Below are 15,201 nucleotides of genomic sequence, written 5' to 3'. Positions count from 1 at the left end.
CTTGTGCTGCTTGCCCCGGGCCAATCCTGGGGACAAGAGATACTTTACGTAAGAATTCTGTCTGCTGGCTGAAACTGCACAGGCTGCAGACCTGTTGCAGAAAGACAACACGAATCACTGATCTAAGGACCGGGATCGCCCTCAGCGCAGCCCGTCCACCGCCACCGGCAGCCAGCCCGGAGCAGGCTGGGTGGAGAAGGGCGTCAGCGCACCGGACACCGGGTCTTCGATCTGCATTGCACCGGTGCGGGTATCGCGCAGCAGGATGCCGACGCGGCCGTTGCCCGAGAAATCAGCCGCCTGAAGCTGCTGCTGAACTGCAGGCAGAGCGCTCTGGCCCTGGCCCCCGAGGATTCGGGCGCCATCCATCAGCCAGGTCACCCGGCCGCGCGAGGCGGCGTTGAACCACAGGATGTCGGCTTTGCCGTCACCATTGACATCGCCCGTGGCCCACACGGACCAGCCCGGCGCGTGATCCGGCAGGGCTTCGTCAGCGACCAGCGTGCGGCCATTCAGGGTCCACAGGCGGTAATCGTCGCTGGCTGGCTTGTGCAGCAGCACCTGGGCACGACCCAACCCTTTGAAATCGGCAATGGCCTTGATCTGGTAGCCAGCGGGCAGGCTGAGACCACCCCCCGGTTGCGAAGGGGCCAGCGTGGCGCCGTTCATCAGCCAGACCAGCGCCTGGCCGGAGGCCGCGTTGTGCCACAGCAGGTCAGCCTTGCCGTCGCCATCAAAATCAGCCACGCCCACGACTTTCCAGCCCGGCGCATGCGGCGTCAGGCCCGCCCCCGACTGCACCCGACCGTCGCGGCCCATGGTCCACAGCACATAACGGTCTTCGGGCGGGTAGTACCACAGCAGATCGGTCTGGCCATCGCCATTGAAATCGCGCTGGGCCACGACGCGCCAGGGCGCAGCGACGCCAAACTGGCCGGTGTCAGATTGGATGCGGCCGGACTGCATCTGCCAGATCACATAGCTGCCCTGGGCGTTGGTAAAGAGCAGGTCGTGGGCGCAATCGCCGCCAAAATCGGCCGTTCCCGTGGCCAGCGGGCTGGCGCAGCGGCCCGGCGCCGGGGCTGCGGGCGTGGCGGAAACCAGGCGGCTGTCCACCGAGCTGACCTCGCCGCCGTACACGCCCGAGGTAAAGACCAGATCCCATTGCTTGCGGGCGAACCAGCGCTGCACGTCGGGCGTGTAGTGCACGGTGTCGTCCTGGAAAATGCCGTAACGCTCGCCCGTGGCCGCGCCACTGGGGTTGAAGAGGCGGGCGCCCGTGGCGCTGACCGCATCAGCGGCGTCCAGCAGGCGGAACTTGCCGCCCGAGCTGGCCAGCTGCGTCAGGCCCTGAGCGATGTAATTGAATTTGGTGAGGTTGCCGCCATAAAACCTGCGGCTATAAATGGTGGAGCGCGGACGGTACAGATAGATCGGAAAATCCGCCTCGCCCAGCGCCGAGGCAATGCCATTGAGCTGCGCGGCGAAGCCGTTTTGCGCATCCGCTGCCGAGTTCATCCAGCCGGCCTGGTTGTCGGTTTCCCACTGGTTCCAGTGCAGACCGATGACGCGCACGCGCTTGCCCTGCCCGATCAGGTTCTGCGCCGCCAGCGCCAGTGTGCGGCGGGCGAGCGGGTAAAGGCTCTGCACATCGGCTGGATTGCGGCTGGGGCTCCAGCGGTTGTCCGTGCCCGTGCCCGGACCAAAGCCCTGGCCACCCCAGGCGATGTGGACGACGTACAGATCCGGCAGCTTCTGGCCATTGTTGATGGCCTGCTGCCAGCGCTGGGCGAACTCGCCCGCCAGGTGGATGCTGGCGCCGCCGTTGTAGTTATCGCCCAGGTTGCTGTCCGACACGCTGTACGGCGCCCAGGTGATGCTTTGCGCGTTGACTTTCAGATTGGCACCGCGCGGCAGGCCGTGAACATTGGCCAGATTGCTGCGTGCCGCGATCTCGCTGGGGCTCAGGCTGGTCGTCCAGCCTTCGGCGTTGGATTGCCCGAGCACGATCAGCACAGCCGCGTCTTTCTGCGCGTCAAACGGCGTGCTCCAGGGCAGCGCTGCGTGGGCGAGACCCGCGAACAGCGTGCTGGTCAGGGCCATCACAGCGACCAGACCCGTCCGGCAGGCCCTCAGGCCCAGGCTGCAGCGGGCTGCGCCGGGCTGGCTCTGCAGCGGAACTTGCGGCTGAACTTGCACCTGAATGGGCGGCTGGTACTGCATCTGCGTCATGTCGTCATCCCTGTCCTGAAGCCCGGGGGTCACACCCCCTCAAAGCAGACGGGACTGTACGGGAAGGGCGACAGGCCGTGGGGTGAAACTGCACGGGTTGCAGGGCCCGTTGCAAAACAGCAACAGGGCACGATCGCGCGGGGCTCAGCCGCCGTCGGGGCTGTCTGCGCTGTCGGATGCGCTCAGGCCCAGCTCCTGCAGCTTGCGCGTCAGGGTGTTGCGACCCAGGCCCAGGCGGCGGGCGGCCTCGATGCGGCGGCCGTGCGTGGCCTGCAGCGCCGCCGACATCAACGCCGCCTCGGCCTGCTGGATGCACTGGCCCCACAGCAGCCCGTCGGGCGTCTGACCGTCCTGCAAAGCAGCCAGCGCGCTGCGGTAGAGCTGCTGCGACCAGGCTTCGGTCGGCGCCAGTCCCGGCGCGAACGCTGGATGGGCCAGCACGGAAGGCGGGGCGGAAGGATGGATGCCGGCCGGGTGACGCGCAGGCTGCGGCGCATCCACCGCCGTCAGCATCACCGGAGCGACGCTGCCCGGCCCGGCCACTGCGGCGGCATCCAGCACCTCGGGCGGCAGGTCGCCCACCTCGATGCGGTTGCCCGGCGCCATGATGGTCAGCCACTGGCACATGTTCTCGAGCTGGCGCACATTGCCCGGAAAGCCAAAGCCCTGCAGCAGCGCGGCGGCCTCGTCGCTGAGCTGCTTGGCCTCGACGCCCAGGCGCGGCGCACAGCCGCGCAGGAAGTGGCGGGCCAGCGCCGGGATGTCCAGCGCGCGCTCGCGCAGCGGCGGCAGGCGCAGGCGGATCACGTTCAGGCGGTGCAGCAGGTCTTCGCGGAACAGGCCCTGCTGCACGCGGTCTTCCAGCGGCTGGTGCGTGGCGGCGATCACGCGCACATCGGTGCGCAGCAGCTGCTGGCCGCCCACGCGGTAATAGTGCCCGTCGGACAGCACGCGCAGCAGGCGGTTCTGCAGCGCAAAGGGCATGTCGCCGATCTCGTCCAGAAAGAGCGTGCCGCCCTGCGCCTGCTCAAAGCGGCCCGGGCGCTGGCTTTGCGCGCCGGTGAAAGCGCCTCGTTCGTGACCAAAGAGCTCCGATTCAAGCAGTTCCGCCGGAATCGCCGCCGTATTGATCGCCACGAAAGGCCCTTTGCTGCGCGGGCTGTGGCGGTGCAGGGCGCGCGCGACAAGCTCTTTCCCCGTGCCCGATTCGCCAGTGATCAGCACCGTGGCCAGGCTTTTGGACAGACGCCCGATAGCGCGGAATACCTCCTGCATCGCGGGCGACTGCCCCAGCAGATCGGGCCAGCCACCCGCCGGAGCGACCGGCTCGGGTGCAGCGCCTGGCGCTTCGGACTGGGCCTCCGCGCTGGCGCGGCGGCTGACGGCCTGCTCGACCAGGTGGACCACCTGGGGCAGATCAAAAGGCTTGGCGACATGCTCGAACGCCCCGCCCTGCAGCGCCGAGACCGCGCTGTCCAGGTCGGCGTAAGCCGTCATGATGATGACGGGCAGCAGCGGGTAGCGCAGGCCGATGTCGGCCAGCAGTTCCAGCCCCGAGCTGCCCGGCATGCGCACATCGGACAGGAGCACATCGGGCTGGCTGGCAGCCAGCGCCTGGCTGACCGCGTCGGCGCGCTCAAAAGTGCGCAGCCGAAAGCCCGCCCGCACCAGCGCGCGCTCGAGCACATAGCGGATCGAGGCGTCGTCGTCGACCACCCAGACTTCGGCACCGGGGCCGGTGCTGCTCTGCAGATTGGCGTTCATGCGCGTCCCTTGTCTTCCTGGGCCGCTGGCCCGCTCACAGGCAGCAGCACGCGAAAGACCGCGTGCGGCTGGGCCTGCTCCAGTTTCAGGCTGCCTCCCAATTGCTGGGCGTAGGTCTGCGCCAGCGTCAGGCCCAGGCCCGTGCCACCGCTGCGCCCCGAGACCATGGGCGCGAACAGCGTGTGCTGCAGCTCGGGCGCGACGCCCGGCCCGTTGTCGGACACCGTCAGCTCGATGGCCAGGCGGTGGCGCGACTGCACCACCGTGCTTTGACGCACAGCGCGCGTGCGCACCGTGATGCGCGCATCCCCGGCCAGACGGCGCGGCTGCAGCATCTGCGCGGCGTTCTGCACCAGGTTCAGCACGACCTGGACCAGTCGCCCGTGGTCGCTCCAGAGCTCGGGCAGCGAGACGTCGTAATCGCGCTGCCAGCTCAGGCCCTCGCCGTACTCGGCCTTGACCAGGCGCCAGACGTGCTCGCAGACCTCGTGGACATTCACCCAGCCCTGCTGGCGCGGCGCCCGCTGCGGCGTCAGCAGCCGGTCGACCAGGCCCTGCAGGCGGCCGACCTCGTCGTCGACCACGCGGGCGCACGATCGCCATTCCTTCAGCATGTCGCTGTCCAGCGCGGCGCTGCCGTCTTGCAGCGCGGTGAAATCCATGGCCATCAGCTGCGCGGCACCCCGGATGCCGCCCAGCGGGTTTTTGATCTCGTGCGCCAGCGCGCGAAACAGCGCGTGCTGCGCCATCTGGTGCTCGCGCGCCTGGCGCTCCTCGTCCTGTTCCTGCTGGCGGGCCACCGGCCACATCTGCAGCAGGCACCAGCCTTCGTCGCTGCGGCTGATCAGCCCGCGCAGGCGAGAGGCGGGCCCGACGCCCTCCCCCATCAGCGCCGTGGGCGGGCGCAGCCAGGCTGCACCCCCGAGGGTGGCCTCGAAGTGGCTGTGGCCAAAATCTTCCCGGCGGATGCGGTCCATGGCCTGCAGCACCTCGTCGCCCAGCACCAGCCAGTCCTGGACTGGCCGACCGCACAGCTGGCGCAGCGAACGTCCCAGCGCCGATTGCAGCGCCGCGTTGGCGTGGCGGACCTGGCCTTCGCCGTCCACCCAGGCCAGCCACACGGCCATCTGGTCAAAGGCAGGGCTGTGCGCCGGCAGGCCAGTTTCGGGGGCTTGCACGCAGGAGTCTCCTTCAGTGATAGGCCCGGGCGGCGAAGGCGCCCGCAGCCCAAAGGGCTAGCGCCTGAGCCGTTCGAGCTCTTTGGTGATGGCGCGCACGTCGTTTTCATGACGGGCCACGCGCGTTTTCAGCTCGGCCAGCCGCTGCTGGTAGGCCGGGGATGTGGCGGTTTCGCCGGGCTGCAGGGGCAACTGGCCGCCTGCCAGCTGGGCGCGCAGGGCGTCCAGCGCGGCGGTTTCGCGCTGCAGCTCACTCTCCAGAATCATGCGGGCGTCTTTGTCGCGGTTCTGCTGGGTGGTGCTTGGCACCCGCGCGTCGCCATCGGCGTAGAAACCCGGCCTGCTGCCCGCCCCAGCACCCGCGCTTTTGGGCGCAGGCGATCGGGCTGGCGCACGCTCGCGGGACGCGGTGCTGGCGGGCCTGTCGCCCCCCACCACCTTATCCTGCGTCTGCTGCTGCACCTCGTTGAGGTTGACCTGCGGTGCGGGGGTGAGCCGCACCGGCGAGGTGATGACGGTGATCGGCGCGTTGCGTATCGGGCTGCACTTGAGCCGTTTGGCCTCCGCCGCCGTATAGGCGTCGGTGTAAAGCACCGGCGGGCCCGGACAGCGGTACACGGTGGCCGCACGCAGCGGCCCAGCCGCCGATCCGGCGGCAAGAACCACCAGAACCGCTGCCGTGCGCCGCAGGCCTGCCGCCGTGTCCGTCATCCGTCCATCGCCCTTTCGCTGCCTGACCGTTTACAGCGTGTAGTACATGTCGAACTCAACCGGGTGAGTCGCCATGCGGAAGCGCGTCACTTCCTGCATCTTCAGGTCGATGTAGGCATCGATGAAGGCATCGGTGAACACGCCACCCTTGGTCAGGAAGGCGCGATCCGCGTCCAGAGCTTCCAGCGCCTGATCCAGGCTGTGGCACACGGTCGGGATCTTCGCGTCTTCTTCGGGCGGCAGGTGGTAGAGATCCTTGGTGGCGGCTTCGCCCGGGTGGATCTTGTTCTCGACGCCGTCCAGGCCCGCCATCAGCAGCGCGGCAAAACCCAGGTAGGGGTTCATCAGGGGATCGGGGAAGCGGGCTTCCACGCGACGGCCCTTGGGGTTGGCCACGAAGGGAATGCGGATCGAAGCGGAGCGGTTCTTGGCCGAATAGGCCAGCTTCACCGGGGCTTCAAAGCCGGGCACCAGGCGCTTGTAGCTGTTGGTGCCGGGGTTGGTGATGGCGTTCAGCGCGCGGGCGTGCTTGATGATGCCGCCGATGTAGTACAGCGCGAAATCGCTCAGGCCCGCATAGCCGTCACCGGCGAACAGGTTCTTGCCGTCTTTCCAGACCGACTGGTGCACGTGCATGCCACTGCCGTTGTCGCCGACGATGGGCTTGGGCATGAAGGTGGCCGTCTTGCCATAACCGGCGGCGACGTTGTGGATCACGTACTTTTGCAGCAGTGTCCAGTCGGCGCGCTCGGTCAGGGTCGCGAAGCGCGTGCCGATTTCCATCTGCCCGGCGTTGGCGACTTCGTGGTGGTGCACTTCAACGGGGATGCCCAGCTCTTCCAGGATCAGGCACATTTCCGAGCGCATGTCCTGGCCGGAATCGACCGGGGGCACGGGGAAGTAACCGCCCTTGACGGTGGGGCGGAAGCCCTTGTTGCCGCCCTCGAACTCGGCGCCGGTGTTCCAGGCACCTTCTTCAGACTCGATCTTGTAGAACGAGCCGCTCATGTCGTTGCCCCAGCGGATGCTGTCGAACACGAAGAATTCGGGTTCGGGGCCGAAGTAGGCGGTGTCGCCCAGGCCGGAAGCCTTCAGATAGGCTTCGGCGCGGCGCGCCAGGCTGCGCGGATCGCGCTCGTAGGCCTTGCCATCGCTGGGCTCGACCACGTCGCAGGTCAGGATCAGCGTCGGCTCCTGGAAGAAGGGGTCGATGTTGGCGGTGTTGGGATCGGGCTTGAGCAGCATGTCCGAGGCTTCGATGCCCTTCCAGCCCGCGATGGACGAGCCGTCAAAGGCGTGGCCGGATTCGAACTTGTCCTCGTCAAAATGGGACACGGGCACGGTGACGTGCTGCTCTTTGCCCCGGATGTCGGTGAAACGGAAATCCACGAACTTGACTTCGTGTTCGGCCACCATCTTCATCACGTCTGCGACGCTTTTGCTCATTGTGCTCTCCATAAAATCCCGGACGGTGCGCCGGGGTTGAACCAGTGATCTCTGAATCAGACTACAGCATAAACCATGCCAGAGGCGCTCCCGGCGGACGCAGGCGCAATCCGGCGATCATGCACCATTCAGGTGCTGATCATCTCCTGAAAACGCACCGATAAGGTGCGCAACTCGCCCAATAACTGGGCATAGGCGGCTTCGGTGCACTGGGGCTCGCCCTTCACGCCCAGCTCGATGTGCGGACCGTGCTGCGGGTGCGCCACGCTGGGCAGGCTGAAGACGCGCACGCCGGGGTGCTGGGCCTCGATGCGCTCCATCAGCGGGGTCAGGCGCGACTCAAAAGTGTCAAAGACGATGATGGCGCGCTCCAGCCATGCACCACGGTGGTGCCAGGCGGCGTACTCGCGGTCCAGCACCTCTTCCAGCATGGGGTGGGCCATGACCGGAAAGCCGGGCACGAAGTGCAGATGCGCCACGCTGAAGCCGGGAATGCGGTTGTAGGGGTTGTGGATCAGGCGCGCCCCCTGCGGCAGCACGCCCATGTGCAGGCGGTGGCGGTTTTCGGGGCGATCGGGGTCGTAGCTGACCCCTTTTTCCTGCGCCATCTCTGCGGCGCGGGTGTGGATCAGGGCCTGCGCGCCCTCGTGGCGGTGCAGCGGGCGACCCAGCGCGCGCGCAGCGCAGGCGCGGGTGTGATCGTCCGGCGTGGCGCCAATGCCGCCAAAGCTGAAAGCGGGCGTGGGCTGCCGGGCCGCCCAGGCCAGCGCCTCTTCGATCTGCGCGGGCTCGTCGCCCACATAGCGCGCCCAGGCCAGCTGCAGGCCGCGTGCGTTCAGCGCCGCGATCAGCGCCGCCATATGGCGGTCCTGGCGGCGGCCGGAGAGAATCTCGTCGCCAATCACCAGCGCGCCAAAGGCCGCAGGCGGTCCAGCGTGCAATGCGGCGGCGTGGCGCTCGAGCGCGTCGTCTGGCGCGCCGGTGTCAGGGGGAAATTCGAGGGGATCGCTCATGTCAGCCCAGCAGCAGGGGCGGCCGGACCGTCCAGCCGCTCCGCGTCATTTTGGCGCAGCAGGTGCAGACGCGCCAGGGCGAAGTGCGCAAACCAGCATGCCGTGAAGGCGAAGACCACCGTGTAAAGCCACACCACCACCACCACCAGCAGCGGCGCCAGCACCACGGCAAAAGCGCCCAGGATGCTGAACAGCACGGTGGGCGCCGCGCCAAGATAGCCGCTGATCACGCCCATCAGCAGGAACCAGCCGCGCTGGCTGTGCAGAATCTGGCGCGATTCTTCGGCGCTGGCGTATTCGGCCAGCACGTCGTGCGCCATGACCTTGCCGGTCAGCCAGCCCCAGATCAGCGGGGGCAGCACCAGCACCAGCGGCGGGATCAGCCACAGCGGCACGGTCAACACGGTGAGGACCAGCGCCAGCAGCGTCCAGCCCAGTGACAGCCCAAGGCCGCGCCACAGGCCGGAGCCCTTGCCCGCCGCCATCTGCGCAAAGCGCCGACGCTGCACCAGACGCACCAGCCCCGGCGTCAGCCACAGCGACACCAGCAGCAGCGACGTCATCACCAGCAATGGCAGCGCCAGCGCGATGACAATCATCGGCGCCAGCACCACGCGCAAATCGGGCAGGCCGATCTGCTGCAGCCACAGCGTGGCGGTCTGGCCCAGCGACCAGTCGCCGATGACAGCCTGCACCGCCTGCACAGCCGGGTGCCAGAACCACACGCCCAGCGTCAGCGCCAGCATCACCAGCACCGCCAGGGGCAGCAGCGTCAACAGCAGCACCTTGGGGTGCAGGCAGTAGGCGGCGGCACGCCAGAAGGCGTCCATGACGGCCTTCATGCGCGCCTCACCATTCGTGCATCAGGCCCATTCAGGCCCCATCAAAGGGGTAGCGCACGCCGGCCAGATCCTTGCGGGTCTCAACCAGCACCAGCGGGCCGGTGTCGGCGGGCGGCAGCGGGGCGCGCTCGCGCGGCACATGCGCGGGGCGCGGCTCGCTGGCGATCTGCTCGCGCACGGCACGCACGCGCTCGCTGTCGCTCTGCACCCACTGCAGGCCAGCGCCCGACAGCATCTGCGCCAGATCGCGCTCGGGCAGGCTCCAGCCCGTGGCCGGGGCGGTCGTCAGGCTGGGCGCTGCATTTTGTGCAGGCGCCACAGCGACAGCCGGTGCTGGCGCGGCCACCACGGCAGCAGCGACCGTCACAGCCGGAACGACGGCGGGGGCCACAGGCGCAGCGAGCACAGGCTCAGCAACGGGAACCGCAGCAGGCTGCGCCGCCACGGGAGCGCTTGTTTCAGCCACAGGCTGGCTCACGACCGGCTCGTCGGCCACCTCGTCCATCACCACAGGGTGGGTGGACACGTCGGCGGCGGTTTCGGTGTCAGCCGCTTCGTCCAGCGCAGTGACCACCGGGCGGAAGCCCTGGTCCAGCGCCAGGTCGCCCGGCACGGTGTCGACAAAATCCTGCTGCGCCAGGCCTTCGCGCTGGGTGCGCGGGCCGCGCAGACGGCGTCCACGTCCCCGGCGGCGGCGGCGTTCCACGTCCACCCCGGCTTCGCCGTCGGTGGATTCGGCGGCATCGGTGCCTTCCTGGCCCTCGGCCACGTCCAGCGTGTCAGTCGCGTCAGCAGCGTCAGTGTCGGCGGCGTAGGACTGGGCCGCATCAGCAGCAATCAGTGCCTCCTGGCCTTCTTCTGCGCGCTCTGCGCCTTCAGCGCCCGCGGCGTTTTCAGGACGATCCCGGCGCGGACGGCGGCGGCGGCGTCCGCCTTCGCTGGCCTCGCCCGATTCGGCCGGTGCGGCATGGGTTTCGGCACCCATCGCGGCGACGGTGCCGACAGCAGCGGCAGCGGCCACACCCGCAGCAGCGATGCCGTAGCCAGAAGTGGAGGACGGTTCGTTCAGCGCCTCGTCACGGGGGTCAGCAGGGGTTTCGGCCACAGCGTCTGCAGGATAGGGACGGCGGGCACGGCGGTTGCCGCCGTCGCCTTCCGCACGTTCAACGCGCTCCGGCCGATCATTTTTCTCCGGGCGCTCGGCGCGCTCGGGTCGGTCCGGGCGATCAGCGCGGGGCTGACGCGGCTGGCGCTCGGGACGCGCCACCGCGCCGTCCTCAGCAGGAGCGGCTTCGGGACGCGGGCGGCGGCTGTCGCCACGGGCTTCGCGGGGTTCGCGGTTCTCGCGGCCTTCACGATTTTCACGGCCTTCGCTGCGACTATCACTGCGGCCCCGGCCCTGACGCTGGCCCGAACGGCCCTGACCGGAACCGGCGTTGCGGCGGCCTTCACGCTCGTCTGCAGCGGGCGCAACGGCCTGCGGTGCGACAGGCGCGGGCTGCTCGGCGGGCGGCGGCCCTGCGAACAGGCGGCGCAGGAAGCCCATGATGCCGCCAGAGGCTGCGGGCGCATCCACGGGAGCCGGTGCCATAGCCGGCGACGGAACTGCCGCCTGCGGCTGGGAAACAGGCTTGGGTGCGGGCGGCGGAGTCACGGCGACCGGCGCGGGCTGGTCGGGCAGGATGCCCTTGATGACGGGCTCGCGCTTGGGCTGGCCGCGCTCTTCGGCGCTGCGGCGGCGGCTGACCGAGACGGCGTCTTCCGGCTCCTCGATCATGGTGTAGCTGGCCTGAATCTTGTCCAGACGCGGGTCGTCGTGGCGCAGGCGCTCCAGCTTGTAATTGGGCGTGTCCAGGTGTTTATTGGGCACCAGCAGCACGTTGACGCGCTGCTTGTACTCGATCTTGCTGATCTCGGCGCGCTTCTCGTTGAGCAGGAAGCTGGTCACTTCGACCGGCACCTGCACATGGACGGCGGCCGTGCCCTCCTTCATCGACTCTTCCTGGATGATGCGCAGGATCTGCAGGGCCGACGATTCGGTGTCGCGGATGTGACCGGTGCCGTTGCAGCGCGGGCAGGCGATGTGGCTGCCTTCAGATAGCGCCGGGCGCAGGCGCTGGCGCGACATTTCCAGCAGGCCGAACTTGCTGATGGCGCTGATCTGCACGCGGGCGCGATCCTGGCGCAGGGCGTCGCGCAGGCGCTGTTCAACCTCGCGGCGGTTCTTCGATTCTTCCATGTCGATGAAATCGACCACGATCAGACCACCCAGGTCACGCAGACGCATCTGGCGCGCGATTTCGTCAGCCGCTTCCAGGTTGGTGCGCGTGGCGGTTTCTTCCACGCCACCACCGCGTGTCGAGCGTGCCGAGTTGATATCCACCGCGACCAGCGCTTCGGTGTGGTCAATGACGATCGAGCCGCCCGACGGCAGATGCACGGTGCGCGAAAATGCGGTTTCGATCTGGTTTTCGATCTGGAAACGCGCAAACAGTGGCGCGTCGTCCCGATACCGTTTCACGCGATCGGCCGTATCCGGCATCACGTGATTCATGAACTGCTGGGCCTGCTCGAAAATATCATCGGTGTCGATGAGAATCTCGCCGATCTCCGAGGTGAAATAATCGCGGATCGCGCGAATCACCAGGCTGGATTCCTGGTAAATCAGGTAGGCGCCCTTGCCGGCCTTGCCGGCGCTGTCGATGGCTGTCCAGAGTTTGAGCAGGTAGTTCAGATCCCACTGCAGTTCGGCGGCGCTGCGGCCGATACCGGCGGTGCGGGCGATCAGGCTCATGCCCTTGGGGTATTCGAGCTGGTCGAGGTTTTCTTTCAGCTCTTCGCGGTCTTCGCCCTCAATGCGGCGCGAGACGCCGCCGCCGCGCGGGTTGTTGGGCATGAGCACCACGTAGCGCCCGGCCAGGCTGATATAGGTGGTCAGGGCCGCGCCCTTGTTGCCGCGCTCTTCTTTTTCGACCTGAACCAGCAGCTCCTGCCCCTGGCTGATCACTTCATTGATGCGGGCGGTGCGCGCATCCGGGCCTTCTTTGAAATACTGGCGCGAGATTTCCTTGAAGGGCAGGAAGCCGTGGCGGTCTTCGCCGTAATCAACGAAACAGGCTTCCAGCGACGGCTCTACGCGGGTCACGACCGCCTTGTAGATATTGCCTTTGCGCTGCTCCAGCCCTTCGATTTCGGTTTCAAAATCGAGCAGCTTCTGCCCGTCAACAATCGCCAGCCGCCGCTCTTCGGGCTGCGTGGCATTGATCAGCATACGTTTCATGTCAGATTCCTGGTGGCCGGTCGGCCCGCAGGGCTGCGCAGCAATCTGACCCCTCCGGTGGGTCGTTCGTCAGGTCATCACAAACCAGGGCTGTCCCGATGCACAGGAACAGGCTGAAATACTCTGCAAAATCATGGGTTCGTCTTGGAGAGCGGGTGAAAACAGGTCACAAACATCTGTGTGGCCGCATGACAGAATCCGCGAAATATACGGGATTCAGAAACAGGCCTACCGGGAAAGTCAGTTATCAGCGCGGCCGCCGCGTTGGCGCGACCCAAATAAGTTCAAATGGAGTGAATAAGGTAAACAGGTCAGGTGTTAAAACAGATTCACGGATTCAGTGAAAAACCGGGCCAGTGGCGCAGTTTTGAAGGGCCGCTGTCGCCGGTGTGGTGTGCGCCGCAAGGACAACCCTTGGGCGAGCCCTGAATCGGGCCCATGCAACACGCTATGCCCATAAAATCGGGCCTGACACACCACACAGTCAGAACGACATGCGAAACGGGATTATAAAGGCCAGCCTTGCCGGTCCGGGGAAACGATCGGGACCGGCGGTCAAAAAAATTCCGCCAGTTCCGCGGACCACGGCCCCGGCCACGCCGCCGCCTGATCCTGAGACCGCCGCCCCGGTGCGCTGGCTGGTCGTGGACGAGGACAGCGCCGGGCAGCGCCTGGACAACTACCTGCTGCGCCAGCTCAAGGGCGTTCCCAAGACCTGGGTGTACCGCGTGATCCGCGCGGGCGAAGTGCGGGTGGACAAGGGGCGGCGCAGTGCCGACAGCCGCGTCGCCGTGGGCGAGACCGTGCGCGTGCCGCCGGTGCGGCAAGGCACCGAGCCCGCCCGCCCCGCCGCCCCGCCCCGTCAGTTCAGCATCGTCCACGACGACGGCGGACTGCTGGTGCTGGACAAACCCGCCGGAGTGGCGGTGCACGGTGGCAGCGGCGTCAGCTTTGGCGTGATCGAGCAGCTGCGCAGTGCGCGCGATGCCGTCGCCGGTCACGGCATGCTGGAGCTGGTCCACCGGCTGGACCGCGACACCTCCGGCCTGCTGATGGTGGCGCGCAAGCGCAGCGTGCTGACCGCGCTGCAGGACCAGCTGCGCGAGCGCAGCACGCGCAAAAGCTATCTGGCGCTGGTGCTGGGACACTGGCCGCGCCAGCGCCGGGGCGTGGATACGCCGCTGGTCAAGTTCCACACGCCGGGTGGCGAGCGTCGCGTGCGCCCGGGCACCGCCGCCGAGCTGGAATCCGGCCTGGCCCAGCGCGCGCTGAGCCTGGTCGAGGTGCTGGGCCACAGCCAGCCGCTGGGCCCGGGCGCGCCGGTGTTCAGCCTGCTGCACGTCAGCATCAAGACGGGACGCACGCACCAGATCCGCGTCCACCTGGCCAGCCAGGGGCACCCCATCGTCGGCGACGACAAGTACGGCGACTTCCCGCTGAACAAACGTCTGGCCGCCCCCCCCCTGCGCTTTGACCGCATGTTCCTGCACGCCTGGCGCCTGGGCCTGATCCACCCCCTGAGCGGCGAATCGCTGTCCCTTCAGGCGCCGCTGCCCCCGGAATGTCTGGGCCTGCTGGCCGCGCTGGGCCTGCCGCTGCCCGCCCATGAAAGCCAGGATGGCCGCGAAGGCGATATCCCGGACGACGATTCAGGAGAAAGCCCCCCATGACGACTTCCACCCCGACTCCTTCAGCCCTTCGCTACCCGGTTCTGGTCTTTGACTGGGACGGCACGCTGTACGACTCGACCGCCGCCATCGTCCACGCCACGCAGGCGGGTTGTGCCGATCTGGGCCTGCGCATCCCCACGCCGGACGAGGCCCGCTGGATCATCGGCCTGGGTCTCACGCCCGCGCTGCAGCGCCTGCAGCCGGGTCTGGGCGCAGAGCAGACGCAGGCCCTGGTCGAGCGCTTTCGCCACCACTACCGCCTGCAGCAGGACGGGCTGGATTTCTTTCCCGGTACGCTGGATGTGCTGGCGCGCCTGCAGGGCCTGGGCCACCGCCTGGCCGTGGCCACCGGCGCCAACCGCGCCACGCTGCAGCCGCGTCTGAACCGCCTGCCCCCCGCGCCCGGGCCGGACGGCTGGTTTGCCGCGACCCGCACCGCCGACGAAACCGCCAGCAAGCCCGATCCGATGATGCTTTTCGAGCTGATGGACGAGCTGGACTGCAACGCCGCCGAGCTGTTGATGATCGGCGATACCCGCCACGACATCGATCTGGCGCACAACGCAGGCGCGCAGGCGCTGGCCGTGAGCTGGGGCGCGCACGACCGCGCGACGCTGGCGCAGGCCCAGCCGCTGGCGCTGGTCGACAGCTGGGACTCGCTGCTGCACTGGCTGCACCCCGAACTGGCGGGAGAAGCGCCATGAGCTCTGCCCTGATCACCGAGCCGCAGCCCCTGTGCGCCAGCCAGGACCTGGCCGACGGCGGCGAGGCCCAGGTCTTTCGCGTGCTGTTTTACGGCGAGGATACCGGCGCCTTCGCCCTGCGCTTTGAAGGCCAGGCCTGCGCCCACGTCAACCGCTGCGCGCATGTGCCCACCGAGCTGGATTGGCCCTATGCGCAGTTCTGGGACGGTGACCGGCAATGGATCCAGTGCTCCGTCCACGGGGCGCTGTACCATCCGCACAGCGGCGTGTGCGTCGCCGGCCCCTGCCCGGGCGCCCGCCTGGACACCATCCCCCTGATCGAGGAAGGGGGCCAGGTGCTCTGGCGGCCCGACGCCCGCAT

General features: G+C 67.9%; 11 protein-coding genes. 3 read left to right on the top strand and 8 right to left on the bottom strand.

What is annotated here, in order from left to right; all coding sequences use genetic code 11:
- Positions 1-141: 141 nt before the first annotated feature.
- The 8 genes from RV045_RS12980 to RV045_RS12945 all read right to left on the bottom strand — a co-directional run bounded on the left by RV045_RS12980 (position 142) and on the right by RV045_RS12945 (position 12,466).
- On the bottom strand, positions 142-2,232 hold the full coding sequence (locus RV045_RS12980) for an FG-GAP repeat domain-containing protein (RefSeq protein ID WP_423236216.1): 2,091 nt from the start codon (positions 2,230-2,232) through the stop codon (positions 142-144).
- Positions 2,233-2,376: 144 nt separating this feature from the next.
- Positions 2,377-3,996: a nitrogen regulation protein NR(I) gene (gene ntrC, locus RV045_RS12975; protein ID WP_423236215.1), complete on the bottom strand. Its 1,620-nt coding sequence runs from the start codon at positions 3,994-3,996 to the stop codon at positions 2,377-2,379.
- Positions 3,993-5,174: a two-component system sensor histidine kinase NtrB gene (locus tag RV045_RS12970; protein ID WP_423236214.1), complete on the bottom strand. Its 1,182-nt coding sequence runs from the start codon at positions 5,172-5,174 to the stop codon at positions 3,993-3,995. The genes ntrC and RV045_RS12970 overlap by 4 nt, the downstream gene beginning before the upstream one ends.
- A gap of 57 nt (positions 5,175-5,231) precedes the next feature.
- Positions 5,232-5,885: a hypothetical protein gene (locus RV045_RS12965; protein WP_423236213.1), complete on the bottom strand. Its 654-nt coding sequence runs from the start codon at positions 5,883-5,885 to the stop codon at positions 5,232-5,234.
- A gap of 30 nt (positions 5,886-5,915) precedes the next feature.
- Positions 5,916-7,331, bottom strand: a complete 1,416-nt coding sequence (gene glnA, locus RV045_RS12960) for a type I glutamate--ammonia ligase (RefSeq protein WP_423236212.1) — start codon at positions 7,329-7,331, stop codon at positions 5,916-5,918.
- Positions 7,332-7,459: 128 nt separating this feature from the next.
- On the bottom strand, positions 7,460-8,344 hold the full coding sequence (locus tag RV045_RS12955; RefSeq protein ID WP_423236211.1) for a competence/damage-inducible protein A: 885 nt from the start codon (positions 8,342-8,344) through the stop codon (positions 7,460-7,462).
- Positions 8,341-9,186, bottom strand: a complete 846-nt coding sequence (locus RV045_RS12950) for an EI24 domain-containing protein (protein ID WP_423236210.1) — start codon at positions 9,184-9,186, stop codon at positions 8,341-8,343. The genes RV045_RS12955 and RV045_RS12950 overlap by 4 nt, the downstream gene beginning before the upstream one ends.
- A gap of 31 nt (positions 9,187-9,217) precedes the next feature.
- A complete protein-coding gene (locus RV045_RS12945; protein WP_423236209.1) occupies positions 9,218-12,466 on the bottom strand; it encodes an Rne/Rng family ribonuclease in 3,249 nt (1,082 codons plus the stop codon).
- A gap of 629 nt (positions 12,467-13,095) precedes the next feature.
- Here RV045_RS12945 and RV045_RS12940 point away from each other — a divergent pair.
- The 3 genes from RV045_RS12940 to RV045_RS12930 all read left to right on the top strand — a co-directional run.
- A complete protein-coding gene (locus RV045_RS12940) occupies positions 13,096-14,136 on the top strand; it encodes an RluA family pseudouridine synthase (RefSeq protein WP_423236208.1) in 1,041 nt (346 codons plus the stop codon).
- Complete coding sequence (locus tag RV045_RS12935; protein WP_423236207.1) at positions 14,133-14,840, top strand: HAD family hydrolase; 708 nt, start codon at positions 14,133-14,135, stop codon at positions 14,838-14,840. The genes RV045_RS12940 and RV045_RS12935 overlap by 4 nt, the downstream gene beginning before the upstream one ends.
- Positions 14,837-15,201, top strand: a 365-nt coding sequence (locus RV045_RS12930; RefSeq protein WP_423236206.1) for a Rieske (2Fe-2S) protein, incomplete at its 3' end; no start/stop codon positions are given. The genes RV045_RS12935 and RV045_RS12930, both read left to right, overlap by 4 nt.

The sequence above is a fragment of the Amphibiibacter pelophylacis genome (genome assembly GCF_037688875.1).
In the GTDB taxonomy this organism is placed as follows: Bacteria; Pseudomonadota; Gammaproteobacteria; order Burkholderiales; family Burkholderiaceae_C; genus Amphibiibacter; species Amphibiibacter pelophylacis.
The sequence above is the reverse complement of the archived record's forward strand: the minus strand, read 5'-3'. Positions and strand labels throughout refer to the sequence as shown.

Bases quoted from the DNA above. Each gene is read 5' to 3' on its own strand.
- RV045_RS12935 (WP_423236207.1), top strand. From the start codon at position 14,133: ATGACGACTTCCACCCCGACTCCTTCAGCCCTTCGCTACCCGGTTCTG.
- RV045_RS12980 (WP_423236216.1), bottom strand. From the start codon at position 2,232: ATGACGCAGATGCAGTACCAGCCGCCCATTCAGGTGCAAGTTCAGCCG.
- RV045_RS12945 (WP_423236209.1), bottom strand. From the start codon at position 12,466: ATGAAACGTATGCTGATCAATGCCACGCAGCCCGAAGAGCGGCGGCTG.
- ntrC (WP_423236215.1), bottom strand. From the start codon at position 3,996: ATGAACGCCAATCTGCAGAGCAGCACCGGCCCCGGTGCCGAAGTCTGG.
- glnA (WP_423236212.1), bottom strand. From the start codon at position 7,331: ATGAGCAAAAGCGTCGCAGACGTGATGAAGATGGTGGCCGAACACGAA.
- RV045_RS12965 (WP_423236213.1), bottom strand. From the start codon at position 5,885: ATGACGGACACGGCGGCAGGCCTGCGGCGCACGGCAGCGGTTCTGGTG.
- RV045_RS12950 (WP_423236210.1), bottom strand. From the start codon at position 9,186: ATGAAGGCCGTCATGGACGCCTTCTGGCGTGCCGCCGCCTACTGCCTG.
- RV045_RS12955 (WP_423236211.1), bottom strand. From the start codon at position 8,344: ATGAGCGATCCCCTCGAATTTCCCCCTGACACCGGCGCGCCAGACGAC.